Origin of the sequence: Agrobacterium vacciniicorymbosi, assembly GCF_040427045.1 — a bacterium.
Lineage (GTDB): Bacteria > Pseudomonadota > Alphaproteobacteria > Rhizobiales > Rhizobiaceae > Agrobacterium.
The window spans coordinates 195,576-208,515 of record NZ_JBETMF010000005.1 but is presented as its reverse complement, the minus strand read 5'-3'; the positions used below and the strand labels follow the sequence as shown (position 1 = coordinate 208,515).

Below are 12,940 nucleotides of genomic sequence, written 5' to 3'. Positions count from 1 at the left end.
TCTGGATATGCTGAAACAAGGGCGGCTTGACCGCCCTTTTTCGTTGCGCCACCTATCGTCCCATAAACCGTGCAAGAAGTGCCGTGAAGCGTCCATAGGGCGGAGTGGCCAGGCGGGCGGGGTTGAACAGCCTGACTTTGGCGATACCCCGTGCATGGGAAAATCGCTTGAAGCCTTCATAGCCATGATAAGCGCCAAGGCCGCTGGGGCCGACACCGCCGAAGGGCAGGTCATTTTGTGCGATGTGCAACAGTGTCCCATTAACGGTCACATTGCCGGAGATCGTTTTTTCGAGAACCTTTTGCTGTGTCTCGGACTCATGCGTGAAAATGTAAAGCGCCAGCGGGCGGGGGCGCGAGCGGACGAAAGCGATGGCATCGTCCAGCGTATTATAGGGAATGACAGGAAGAACCGGTCCGAAAATCTCTTCCTCCATCAACAGGCAATCCGCCGGAGGATTGATCAGCAGGGTTGGCTGGAGGCCAAGGCCTGATTTTGGCAGCGGTATGTCAACCGTGCGGATATCGATACCGCGCTCCCGGCACTCATTCAGTCCCTTTAGGAGGCGTTCATGGGCCCTCGCGCCTACAAGGCTGGTAAAATGTGCCGATCCCGTAGCGCTCGGGTAGAAGCGTTGGACCTGTTCAAAAAATGCCTCAACAAACGAATCGAGTTTGTCTTTTTTGACAAGCACATAGTCCGGGGCGATGCAGGTCTGTCCCGCATTCATCAGCTTGCCAAAAACGATATCCTGCGTGGCGCTGGCGACTGGATAGTCCGGCGCGATGATCGTCGGCGATTTTCCTCCGAGTTCCAGCGTGAGCGGCGTCAGGTTGGCCGCCGCTGCCGCCATGACTTTCTTTCCGACATTGGTGGAGCCGGTAAACAGCAGATGGTCGAATGGCAGGGCGGAAAACGCAGCGGCTACCTCCACCCCACCCTCGATAACGGTCACCTCTTCGGGCTTGAAATACTCGGCAACGAGTTTTGCCAGCAATGCCGATGTTTCCGGAACAAGCTCCGATGGTTTGATCATCGCCCGGTTTCCAGCCGCCAGAATATCGATGAGTGGGCCGAGCGCGAGCAGCAGCGGATAGTTCCAGGGCGCCATGATGCCGACGACACCGAGTGGCTGGTGCTGCACCCAGTTGGACATTTGCAGGAATTCAATCGAGCGACCGCGCCGTTCCGGCCGCATCCAGCTGCGCAGATGGGAACGGGTGTGACGCAGGGAGCCCATCATTGGCACGATTTCCAGCATCGTCGTTTCGTGCGAGGAGCGGTGTCCAAAGTCTCTGGAAACCACCTCGCACAATTCGTTGCGATGGTTCTTCAGCAAACGGCCGATCCGGTCGAGCCTGTCACGTCGGACCGCCAGAGACGGAAACGGTTCTTGCTCGAAAGCTTGCCGCTGTTGCGTCAGCATCGTGTGAAGATAGATCTGCTCTTGGCCGCTGTCGTTCAAAGCCTTGCTCCGTTAGTCCAGTCTTGCCGCGACGCGAAGGCCGCGATGTAAATATCCAAATACCATTACGCCGCAGATGGCTGCAACCGATAATGGAATGAGGCAGAGCCATGCGACCGGGAACGGTCAGGCGACATGTCCCCGTCCAGGTCTTGGAGGCACGTTGCAATTCATCTTCAGAAAATCTTGCCCAGTGTTGGGGTAAAGACAAAAACTGTGGTATGCGCCAGCCAAACAACAGCAGGAGAATTTTCGTGAGCGAACTTACCGTAGCAGATGCAACCAACCGCATCTATGAATCGCTTCAGGCGGATAATGCCGATATCGACGCTCATATCGCAACGCTCAAGGCTGCGTTGATGCAGGCTGGTTTGAAAGAGGCCGTATTCGACCCGACGAGGCTGGTTCAGAACAATCGTTCCGGCAGGAAGCTAATGCAGGCTTATTTCCGGCAACGCGGCGTGACGGTGAAATTCTCAGGGTCCTAAGCCTTTTGTCGATGTCGGGTATTCAGCAATATTGATCATCTTCGATAAACAGGAATATCCGCATTTCCTTCACTCGGTTGTGGATCAGCGCGTTACATGGAAACTTCCCTATACCTTCCCGTAAAAGCCTTTCTCGAGTCCGCGGGCTATTTGGTGAAGGGTGAGATTGCCGGTTGCGATCTTGTGGGGATCAGCGGCGACGAGCCGCCTGTCGTCGTGATCTGCGAGTTGAAGATGAGCTTCAATCTGGAGGTCGTTCTTCAGGCTGTCGATAGGGCTGCAATCGCGGACGAGGTCTGGATTGCCGCAAAAATATCCGCCAAGGGCAGGGGGCGGGAGGCCGACAAGCGCTACCGCGATCTCTGTCGTCGGCTCGGCATAGGCATGCTCGGCATTTCCGACCGTGGAGATGTCAGCGTGATCGTCGCCTCCGTCACGCCAATGCCGAGGACCAATCCAAAGCGGCGATCAAGGCTTGTGCGAGAACACCAGAAAAGACGCGGCGATCCTGTTCTTGGCGGCAGCACGCGTGTGCCTGTCATGACCGCCTATCGCCAGCAGGCACTGGGCTGTGCCGCGGCTCTTTTGAACGGACCGCTGCGTGTACGCGATATTAGGGCCGGCGTTCCTGAAGCCGGTAAGATCCTGTTGTCGAATGTTTACGGCTGGTTCGAGCGCATGGACAGAGGCGTCTATGGCCTGACCGATGCTGGTCGCGACGCCCTTGTCCGATGGCCACAGGCGTAGCCGTAGAATTAGCGGTAACTTTCCGTCCGATTGCAACCAGACCCTTCAGCGTGTGCAGAAAACCAAAGCTTCATGAAGGGCTTGATCGCAGGCACCCAATCGATCTGACGAATTTCATCGATGATCGATTGGGCCGAGGCTAGCGTTCATAACGTCTGATCTAGTCCGCCGACGCTCGACTTAACTGCATCAGAATTTTACGCGCGCTGTCAGCGTTGCGTTGAAAGGCTCACCGATCTGGTTCCCGAAGGCGGTCCCGCCAATAGAGGACGTGTAATAAGTGCGATCAAAAATATTCTTCAGGTTGAGTTGAACGGTGATTGGGCGTTCAAGCTCGAACGTATAGGCGGCAAAGGCATCGACAACTGCATAGCCGGGTAAGAAATAGGAGTTGCTGTTGATACCGGCCCGGTCACCGACCGCTCTGATGCCGCCACCGACTTTCAGGGTATTGCCAGACGCGCTGACTTCTCCCACATCATAGGCAAGGTAAAGTGACCCTGTATGGCGCGCTACGTTCACGGGGCGTTTGCCAGCATTTTCACCTTCCAAAACCTTCGCATCGGTAAAAGCATAACTTGCGATGAAGTCTAGATTGTCTGTTAACGACCCGGCGACATCTACTTCCACGCCTCGTGCTCTGACCAACCCTGCGGTTTTGACGACGGTTCCTTCAGTATAGGCGACATTCTCCTTGTCGGATGTGTAGAGCGCAAGGTTGGCGGTCAGTCCCGAAGGCAATTCGAACTTCGAGCCGACCTCATAGGACACGCCTTCCTCCGGTTTCAGATTACCGTACTCGCTTGCAATGGACGATTGTGGACGGAAGGTCTTAGCGGCATTCGCGTAAAGCGAAACATCGGGCGCTAGCTTGTAAACAATACCCGCGTTGGGAACGATAGCATCGCCGAAGCTATCAGTATTGTTTTTTAAGGGCCTGCCTCTGCCAGCCAACAAATCGTAATATTGATAACGCAGTCCACCGACCACGATCCATTGGTCACTGAGGTGAACCGAGTCCTGTACATAGAATGACGCAGTAGACAGTTTCTCGGTCTGATCACTTTCGTTGATGGAAACCGTCGTGCACTCAGGCAGGTTGCCGTAGACAGGGTTGTAGATGTTGAAATTTATCGACGGATTGCACCGGATCATATTCGTGCGAAGCGTGTCGCTATAATCATAGGATGCTCCGATCAATATATCGTGCTGCATTCCGCCGATCTCGACGTCGCCAGTTAGATCTGCTCGAAGCGCGTGGTTGTAGATTGTGGAATAGTCTGTCGCGTCTGACCTGCGTCGCAAATCGCCGGTGGCGGCGATATATTCGGTGACACGCGCCTGATTGTCCGAATACACATTCCGGCTGTAGCTGTAATCGATGCCCAGCTTCCAGTTTTCCGACAATTCGTGATCGATCTCGACCTGAAACAGATCGGATTTTCCGTCGGTGATGTTATAGGGCTCATCGAAGCGTATTTTCCGGTCCACATTGACTGGGCGGCCTGTTGTGACATCGAAGATCGTGCCGCGATCAAACGGCACGCTGTAATCCTCGTGCATGTAGGTGGCCGTAATTTCCGTGTCTTCGCCTGTCCATGTCAGCGATGGAGAAATCAGCCAGTTCTTGGTTTCGCCGAAGTTGCGCCAATAATCGATGTCCTTATATTCCCCGATCAAACGATAGGAAAAGTCGGTGCCCTCAATCGGGCCTGTAAAATCCAGCCCCGTCGTGCCGCCGCCAAAACTGGAAAGACCGCCGTAGATTTCGCCGCCGAACGTATCTTGCGGTTTCTTTGTAACCACATTCACCATGCCGCCCGGATCAAGAATACCATAGAGCGTGGAGGAGGGGCCTTTAAGAACCTCCACCCGTTCAGTCATGGCGTTGAAGGAGCGCGGCAGGGCGGTCTTCAGCCCGTTCGTCAGGATCGACCCGTCGCGATTATCGCCAAAGCCACGGCGGATAACAGAGTCCTGAGTGCCACCCAGCGTATTCGTCTGGGTCACGCCGCTGATATTGCCCAGCGCTTCATCCAGATTGCTTGCATTCTGGTCTTTAAGAACCTGTTCGCTGACGACATTGACCGCCTGCGGAATGTCGATGAGCGGCGTATCCGTGCGCGTTGCCGTGCTGGTCGACTTCGGCTGATAACCCTGCGTCGCACCGGCACCGGTGACGACGATAGGCGCGAGAACGGTTGAGGGTTCTGAGGTGACAGGTTTGGCGTTGTCCGACTGGCGCGATGTCTTTTTGATTTCAGCACGTTCTTGCGCCTGCAACGGCAAGGCAACCATTGTTCCGGCAATGGCAATCACGGCCAAAGCCGTCGATCGATCAAGTCCATGAAATCTCATCGTCATTAGTCCCCACCAACGCTCGTCTTGTCATCAGAATGCTGGCCTTCTGTATTTCATGAATGTAGTAGTCAACTTTGTTCTGTGTAGCAAAGCTTTCGAGAGGCTCGATTTTTAGTGTTTCGAGGAGAGTTTGGCGGCCAAAAATCCGCGTACACAGCTTTGAAACGTGTCTGGAAAAGAAAATTCGAGCAGGATAATTGTTGACTACTACATTCATAAATTACAGATCAAGCGCATGCTTGCGGAAAGAAAACGGCTGAATTGATGCAATCCGATAACACTGACAATGCGCTGGATACCCAGCGGGTGACGGCAGGTTATGGACGCCTGAATGTTCTTGCCGATGTCTCCGTTATCGTTCCCAAAGGAAAGTTCACCGCTCTTGCAGGCCCGAACGGATCGGGCAAATCAACGTTGCTGGCCGTGCTGTCGCGCATTCTCAAACCATCCGGCGGAACGGTCCTTATCGACGGACAGGATGTGAACCGACTGCCGACAAAAGAGGTGGCGCGCAAGCTTGCCTTGCTTCCCCAGGCGCCCATCGTGCCTGAAGGTCTCAGCGTCTATGATCTGGTGTCACGTGGGCGTTATCCGCATCGCGGCATTCTCAAATCCTGGGATGAAGGGGATGAAGAGGCCGTCACCCAAGCCTTGCATATAACCGGCATCAGCGAACTTTCTGCACGGTCGGTAGATAGTCTGTCGGGCGGGCAGCGCCAACGTTGCTTTATCGCGCTTGCTCTGGCGCAGGATACGGCGACGATCCTGTTCGATGAGCCGACGACGTTTCTCGACCTGCGGTATCAGGTCGAGGTCATGGAGCTTCTGTCAAGCCTTAGCCGCAAGGCCAATCGAACCGTCGTTGCCGTTCTGCATGATCTGAACGCCGCCCTGCAATATGCGGATCGCATCGTTTTCCTCAAGGGCGGTGCTATTCATCATGTTGCCGAAACCGTCGATCAATGCTCTGCCCATCATATAGAAAGCGTTTTCGAGACGAAGGTCATCGCTGTCAGGCATCCGACGACCGGCAGGCCTGTCTTCCTGCCCGATCCGCATTCCGGAGCATCCGTGTTGTGACGGAGGCCTTCAACATACGGGGCTCGAAAACAGCACTTTACGGTCTATGGCTCCCCTGCGGCCTTGTTGTGCTGCTGGCTCTTGGCCTCATGCATCTGAGCGTCGGTGCAAGACCCATATCACCGCAACTGATCATCGACGCGTGGACGGCCCAAGACCATACCAGTTTCGAGCAACAAATCCTTCTCAAGCTCCGTCTGCCGCGCCTGCTGGCCGCAATTTTGTGCGGTGCGTCGCTCGGCATTGCAGGTCGGTTGCTGCAATCGATCCTGAGAAACCCAATTGCTGAACCGCATATTCTTGGACTGAATGCGGGAGCAAGCCTTGCCTTGGTGGCAAGCACGGCTATGCCTGCGAGCATGATGGTGTTTCCGGCCAGCCGCCCGCTGATTGCCGCGGCTGGAAGCGGCGTTCTTTTTGCGCTTGTTCTGTTTCTGTCATCGGCAGGACGTAGCGGGCTGACGATGACCAAAGTTACTTTCTGCGGCATAGCGCTGTCTGCCCTGGCCTCGGCCTGCGTATCGGCTATCCTCATTCTCGATCAGGAAACACTTGAACAGATGCGGTTCTGGCTGGCAGGCGATCTCTCTGGAATTTCCCTTTCCGATATTCAGACCGTCCTCCCCATCGTAACTGTTGCCGCAATAGCTGCCGCCTGGATCACCTTGCGACTGGATATCATGGTATTGGGAGACAAGGCCGCGACAAGCCTAGGCGTGCCGGTGCGCCAAACCAGACTGATCGGGCTGATAGCCACCGCGCTCTTTTGCGGCTCGTCCGTCTCGCTGTCAGGCCCCATCGGCTTCGTCGGCCTCATCGTTGGCGGTGTCGCCCATCGCATGACTGGTGGGCGGCACATGGTTTCCGTCCCGCTGGCGGCATTGCTCGGCGCCAATCTCATGATCGCTGCCGATATCGCCGCCAGAACCATTGCCGCACCTCAGGATCTGGCAACGGGGGTGCTGACGGCCTTCATCGGTGCTCCTGTCTTCATCGCAGTCGTTACGCGGGTGCTGCGATGAGTGTGAAAAAGCTGGGCGGCGGCTATCGCCTTGTTCAATTCCATGCCCTGAGCGTAAAGCTGCACCCGACAAGGTTGGCTGGAGCAACGGCCTTTTTGATAGTCCTTGCGCTTCTGATCCTTCTGGCGCTTGTTTCAGGAAGCGGGCGCGCTGGGATTGGCGACCTCGTGGTATTTGTCAGCGGTTCTGCCAAACCGGGGGATTTATCCATCATCGGTGACCTGCGGCTGCCGCGTACCGTCATGGCACTGAGTTGCGGAGCCATGCTTGGGCTTGCGGGTGCGGCGTTGCAATCCCTGACGCGAAACGGGCTGGCCGATCCGGGTCTGCTGGGCGTGCGAGAGGGCGCAGCCCTTGCTATCGTCACCGTCATCATCGCCTTTCCGCAAACACCTCTGGTGCTGCGGCCATTCATCGGCATAGCGGGCGGGTTTGCGGTTGCTGCCGCGGTTGCGATGCTGGCGGGATCGTTTTCCCGTCTGCGCTTCGTCTTGATCGGCATTGGGTTTTCTTGGGCTTTGTCCGCCGCCATCTCGCTGTTGCTGACGGTGTCGGATATCGACCGCATTCAGATCGCCCTGACATGGATGGCGGGAAGCCTGGCAACAGTCACGCCGGACATGCTCCCGATTGCGCTTACGGGCTTATGCGTCGGGGCCGCACTGCTGTTTGCCACAGCACGCGCAGCGGACGTGGCCACACTTGGAGACAGCGCAAGCATAGGACTGGGTGTTCGCGCCAAGGCACTTGCAATCATAAACCTTTTGGCCCCGGTTCTGATGACCGCGACCGCCGTCTCCTGCGTTGGAAGTATCGGCTTCGTCGGGCTTATTGCTCCGCACGCGGCAAGAATGACGATTGGCGGTGGCCAGACTGCATTGCTGACGGCAAGCATGCTGATAGGTGCAGCGCTAGTCGTTCTCGCCGACACCATTGGCCGCACCGCCGTCGCGCCGCTGCAAATTCCTGCTGGCATCGTCCTCGCACTCGTCGGTGTTCCGGTTTTACTCCTGCTCCTCTGGCGCCGCCGTGATCAATTGTGAAAGGTTTTCCATGATGCGCATGCTTGTTTTTACGCTTCTGCTTCTTGTCGTTCCTAACGTTGTGGCAGCGCAGGATACGCGAACGTTTCAGGACGATACCGGACGCACTGTTATCATTCCGAGCAGCCCGCTGCGCATCGCATCGCTCCACGATATCGACGTCACCATTCCGCTGATCGAACTCGGCATCACGCCCATTGCCAGCCATGGCAGGGTCGGTCTCGACGGCAAGCCCTATCTGCGCTCTAGCGCGATCCTGACCGGCGTCGATTTCGGCAATTCCGGCATGGCTTTTCTCGGTGCGGTGGACATAGACCTCGAGGCGCTGGCCGAACAGAAGCCGGACCTGATCATAACCGCTGCTGGCCGACCGACCCCCATCGCGACGCTGGAGAAAGTAGCGCCAACCGTGGAGATTGATCCCACCAGATTTGGAACGGCGCATGCCTATCGAAAACTGGCCGAATTGACGGGAACCGAAAACAGGCTCGCCATTCTCGACCAGAGATACCGGGCGGGAATTGAAGAACTCAAAACTGCGATCGACACTGGAAACATCTCCGTTTCCGTCATCCAGCCACTTAACGGAAAGATCAATATTTATCACACCTACCGGGCGCTGGGTCAGGTTCTGCGGGATGCAGGCTTCAAATTTCCGAAGATCATCGATGATATCCCTGAAGGCGGACGCATTGAGGTCAGCGGCGAGCGTCTTCCAGATGTCGATGCAGACTTCATATTCGACCCGTATCGCTCGGATACTGGCGGCACGTCGAAACAGGAAATCGACGCCATGGAGAAGGTCGTGCCGGATTTTTGCAGTTTCCTGAAGGCCTGTATCGCGGGTCACTACATCATGGTGTCCAGAGAAGAAGCGATTTCAAACAGTTATGCTGCCATGGCTCTGATGACAGCGGTCGTAAAATCTGCAATCGCACCACGACCAGGAATGAGGTAGAGCTTTCGACTTTAAAAACTGCGGTGCGTCAGGCAGTGTGCCTGAACCGCCCCTTTTAAAGTCACAAGCATGGTATCGACAGGTCATTCCGTTCAGAAGAAACGCCATATAGATCGCTTCGGAGAGCGATTGAAGAAGAAGCGAGACACGCTATCGCCCGGGCTTCTGGCCGTGGCCGAATATATCGACAAGCATCGACATGCGGTGCTGGCGCAATCCGCGCTGGAAATTGGCCGCGAGATTGGAACGTCGGACGCCACCGTCATCAGAGCAATACAGGCACTCGGTTTCGAAGGCCTCGTGGACCTCAAGGATACACTGGAAAGCCATCTCGGAGAAACGGATTCACCGTCCGAGAAAATGGCGGCGACCACCAACGAACTGCTTGATGACACCAATTCCGCAATCGACTTCGTGGTGGCCGATATGGGTCACGCCATGGCAGCCTTGTCCTCTGACGAAAACAGGGGCGCAGTTGCACTCGCGGTGAGCTTGTTATCGGATGCCAGAAAGATCGGCGTATTCGGAATTGGCGCCTCGGGTATCATTGGAACCTACGCCTCGCGCAACTTCGTCAGATCGGGCTTTCCGTCCTATTCGCTGAACCGGACAGGCATCATGCTGGCTGAACAGCTTCTTGAGATGGAGACAGGCGATGTCCTGCTGATCCTCGCTCAAGGTCGCCCGCACCGCGAGGTCATGACGGCGATTTCGGAGGCTGAGCGCCTCTCGATACCGATCGTCGCCATCGTTGGAAAACAAGAGACGGCTCTCGCTGCGCATGCCGCAGCAGCAATCGTTCTACCGCGTGCGAAGACTGAAAAGGTCGCCATGCACGGCGCTTCACTGGTCTGCGTGGAAGTATTGACCCTTGGCCTCGCCGCCAGAAACAGGGACAAAACGCTCGCAGCGCTCGACCGGCTGGTAGAGTTGCGCCAGCAGATCAGACCGAACAAGCGGTGAAGATTTCACGCTAAAAGCACGTCGTTATGTTTGCGGTTGTAAATCCAGTATCATTGAGGTGGTGAACCAAGGCTTCGATCTCGTAGATCCGGCACGGTGCACATGTTGCCGTGGCCGCTCTTGGGTCGAACAATGGAAACGGCGGACAAAGCGAGACCATTTGCGGCGATTCCGGCAAGGGCGAATCCGCTTTGGTCAGCCATGGTCGAATCCATCTCTTGCAACTCGACAAAGGCAATTCTTATCCGTCAGTCTTAGTCCTGTCTAAGAAACTGCGAAAGGCGGAAATGACCTTGTCGGGCGCTTCCGCATGGACGGCGTGATTGGCGCCCGGAACTTCGAAGAACTCGCCGTTTTGGACGCTTTCGGCAATCAGGCGTGAATGGTTGGGTGGGCAAATCCAGTCTTCGGCGCCGCAGATGACAAGCGTCGGTACTGAAATATCCTTCAAACGGTCACGCAAATCGTAGAGCCGCTCTTTGAACAAGGCGTTATGCGTCTCTGCGTGTAGATGCATGGTGCGGGTGCGCTCGAGTGCTGCGTCGGGATCGAACTTTTCGTAATAGAGAGGCTGCAGCGCCAGCCAGATCAGCCGCAGCTCGGTATCGTCGATGACCCGGTCGGAGAACATCTTGTCGAGCATGTCCAGCGATGCGCTCGGCGCCTTGTGGATGCGCTCCTTGAAGACAACCATAGCATCGTCCTCGTGATGATAACTTGCTGCCGTACCGCGCAGAATGAGGCGCGAGAGATTGTGGCCATATTTGACCGCGTATGTCAGCGCGATCATGCCGCCGAACGAGCCGCCTTCGAGAATGATCTTCCTGCCTCCGCAGAGATTGACGCGGAATGCCTCGACATCGTCTGCCAGTTGCTCGAACGTATAGGGCGGCGTCAGGCTGGTTTCGCCGCAGCCGCGCTGGTCATAGGCGATGACCCTGTAGTTGTCTGAAAGCACCTTATAGGCGTTGAACTCGCCTTTGCGATCGCCAATGCCCCGGCCACCGTGCAGGGCGATGATTGTTTCGGCGTCCGGATCACCAGCCTCGTCATAGACGAAAGTGGCGTCATTGAGGGTCACGGTCGGCATAGAATATCTCCTCTTTGTAGTGTCATACGCGCTTTGCTTGCTCATCAAGCTGCTCGGTTATCATCTGGTCGATGCTGTCTTCGACCAATGTCATCGGAACCGGGCCAAGCGCCAGAATGCGGTCATGGAAAGCGCGGATATCGAAAGCCTGACCGAGCATTCTCTCCACCTTTTCGCGTGCGCGCTCAATGGCCATCATGCCAAGATAATAGCCCAGTGCTTGACCAGGCCAGCTGATGTAGCGCTGGAGTTCGGCTTCGACGATCGACAGCGGCAAGCCAGTCTTTTCGCTCATGTAGTCGCGAGCGCGGTCGTAGCTCCAGCCCTTGGCGTGAACACCGACATCCACAACCATGCGTACCGCCCTGAGAGTCAGCAGGCTCCACATGCCAAAGATGTCATAGGGCGTCTCGTAGATGCCCATTTCCACGCCCAGCCGCTTTTCGCAATACAGCGCCCAGGCATTGCCATAAGCGATGCCATACGTCTGCGCCCGGAAAGGTGGTCGTGCAGTGTTTTCGGCAGCAAGCGACATTTGAAAGCAATGACCTGGCACCGCCTCATGCAGCGTTAGCACAGGCAAGATATAGAGCGGTCGTGATGCCAGATTGAATGTGTTGAGCAGGTATAGGCCCGGCGCGCCGGTGCCCATCGGGTAATTTGGTGCAATATTTTCTGGCACCGGCTCAATGGCAAAGCGGCGGCGTGGCAATAGGCCAAAAAAGCTGCCGAGCTTGGCCTCAACCTTTTTGGTTATCCATGCGGCACGCATCAGCAGGTCTTCCGCTGACGTTGGATAAAATTGCGGTTCAGATTTCAGGAAGGTCAGGAATTCCTCAAGCGTCCCCCCGAAACCACTGTCGCGAACAGCGGCAAGCATGTGAGCGCTGCAGGTTTCGACTTCGGCAAGCCCGAGCTCATAAATGTCTTCAGCGGGCATTTTGAGCGTCGTGAATTCCTTTACTTTGGCATTATAATAAGCAGGCCCTTTTGGAAGATCTATCGCGGCGATGCTCGTGATTGCGCTCGGAGCGTAAACATCTCGCATGAAAGCGAGAAGCCGGGCATGGGCAGGCAGAACGGCTTCTATTATCGCTGCCTTCGCCTCCTGCAAAAGCTCAGGCCGCACATTAACCGGCACTGTCTCCGGAAACGTGTGATAAGGCCGAAAGTAATCGGTCTCCTCCGGGCTCTGCGAAAGCACGGCTTGGATGGTGCGGATCGCTGCTGGCAGAACAATCTTTGGCTGGCTGAAACCGCGCGCCAACCCGGTCTCCATATTGGCGATCGCCTCGTCGAAATACCGTGGCACGTCGCGCATCATGCTGATCGCATCACGATATTTGTTTTCGTGGTCGAAGCTCTCCTCGCGAATGGAGGCCGCGGTGTCATCCCAGAAACTGGTGAAAGCGTTGAATGGACGCTCGTATTCTCGAAATATTTGAGAGAGCCGCAGAGCCTCCACTTGCTGGCGCAGAACAAGCCGGTCCTCGCGCTCGGTTGGCGATAGCTTACTGACATCCAGTTCATCAAGTTCGCGGAGAACCGTCGTCCAGAATGCCAGCTTTTCGGCTTGGCTTACTGGATCCAGTTTTGGAAGTACGCTTCTCAGCGGCACATAGGCGCCGAGTTCGCGCACCACATGCTGACGCCGGAACGACCATTCGCGCGCAGCGATATCGGCAAGTGTCCGGTCGGCGGGAAAATCGACAGTCGGCATGGC

The 12,940-nt window shown here is 56.1% G+C and carries 11 protein-coding genes; 7 read left to right on the top strand and 4 right to left on the bottom strand.

What is annotated here, in order from left to right:
• Window positions 1–52: 52 nt before the first annotated feature.
• A complete protein-coding gene (locus ABUK73_RS10215; RefSeq protein WP_353577182.1) occupies window positions 53–1,465 on the bottom strand; it encodes a coniferyl aldehyde dehydrogenase in 1,413 nt (470 codons plus the stop codon).
• A gap of 221 nt (window positions 1,466–1,686) precedes the next feature.
• Here ABUK73_RS10215 and ABUK73_RS10210 point away from each other — a divergent pair, with 221 nt between their 5' ends.
• On the top strand, window positions 1,687–1,953 hold the full coding sequence (locus tag ABUK73_RS10210) for a hypothetical protein (RefSeq protein WP_353577285.1): 267 nt from the start codon (window positions 1,687–1,689) through the stop codon (window positions 1,951–1,953).
• Window positions 1,954–2,049: 96 nt separating this feature from the next.
• Entirely contained in the window at window positions 2,050–2,700 is a 651-nt protein-coding gene (locus ABUK73_RS10205) for a DUF2161 domain-containing phosphodiesterase (RefSeq protein WP_353577181.1), read from the top strand.
• Window positions 2,701–2,889: 189 nt separating this feature from the next.
• Here ABUK73_RS10205 and ABUK73_RS10200 read toward each other — a convergent pair whose 3' ends face one another.
• Complete coding sequence (locus tag ABUK73_RS10200; RefSeq protein WP_353577180.1) at window positions 2,890–5,064, bottom strand: TonB-dependent siderophore receptor; 2,175 nt, start codon at window positions 5,062–5,064, stop codon at window positions 2,890–2,892.
• Between the two features lie 261 nt (window positions 5,065–5,325).
• Here ABUK73_RS10200 and ABUK73_RS10195 point away from each other — a divergent pair, with 261 nt between their 5' ends.
• The 5 genes from ABUK73_RS10195 to ABUK73_RS10175 all read left to right on the top strand — a co-directional run bounded on the left by ABUK73_RS10195 (window position 5,326) and on the right by ABUK73_RS10175 (window position 10,127).
• Window positions 5,326–6,141: an ABC transporter ATP-binding protein gene (locus ABUK73_RS10195; protein ID WP_353577179.1), complete on the top strand. Its 816-nt coding sequence runs from the start codon at window positions 5,326–5,328 to the stop codon at window positions 6,139–6,141.
• Window positions 6,138–7,163 (top strand): FecCD family ABC transporter permease, encoded by a 1,026-nt coding sequence (locus ABUK73_RS10190; protein WP_353577178.1) that lies wholly within the window; start codon window positions 6,138–6,140, stop codon window positions 7,161–7,163. Before ABUK73_RS10195 ends, ABUK73_RS10190 begins: the two co-directional genes overlap by 4 nt.
• A complete protein-coding gene (locus tag ABUK73_RS10185; protein ID WP_353577177.1) occupies window positions 7,160–8,206 on the top strand; it encodes a FecCD family ABC transporter permease in 1,047 nt (348 codons plus the stop codon). The genes ABUK73_RS10190 and ABUK73_RS10185 overlap by 4 nt, the downstream gene beginning before the upstream one ends.
• 13 nt (window positions 8,207–8,219) lie before the next feature.
• Window positions 8,220–9,164 carry an ABC transporter substrate-binding protein gene (locus ABUK73_RS10180; protein ID WP_353577284.1) on the top strand — a complete coding sequence of 315 codons (945 nt, stop codon included), beginning with the start codon at window positions 8,220–8,222 and terminating at the stop codon, window positions 9,162–9,164.
• A 129-nt stretch (window positions 9,165–9,293) separates the two neighbouring features.
• A complete protein-coding gene (locus ABUK73_RS10175) occupies window positions 9,294–10,127 on the top strand; it encodes a MurR/RpiR family transcriptional regulator (RefSeq protein WP_353577176.1) in 834 nt (277 codons plus the stop codon).
• A gap of 241 nt (window positions 10,128–10,368) precedes the next feature.
• Here ABUK73_RS10175 and ABUK73_RS10170 read toward each other — a convergent pair whose 3' ends face one another.
• Window positions 10,369–11,217: an alpha/beta fold hydrolase gene (locus ABUK73_RS10170; RefSeq protein ID WP_353577175.1), complete on the bottom strand. Its 849-nt coding sequence runs from the start codon at window positions 11,215–11,217 to the stop codon at window positions 10,369–10,371.
• A 22-nt stretch (window positions 11,218–11,239) separates the two neighbouring features.
• Window positions 11,240–12,937: a DUF885 domain-containing protein gene (locus ABUK73_RS10165; RefSeq protein ID WP_353577174.1), complete on the bottom strand. Its 1,698-nt coding sequence runs from the start codon at window positions 12,935–12,937 to the stop codon at window positions 11,240–11,242.
• Window positions 12,938–12,940: the final 3 nt, after the last annotated feature.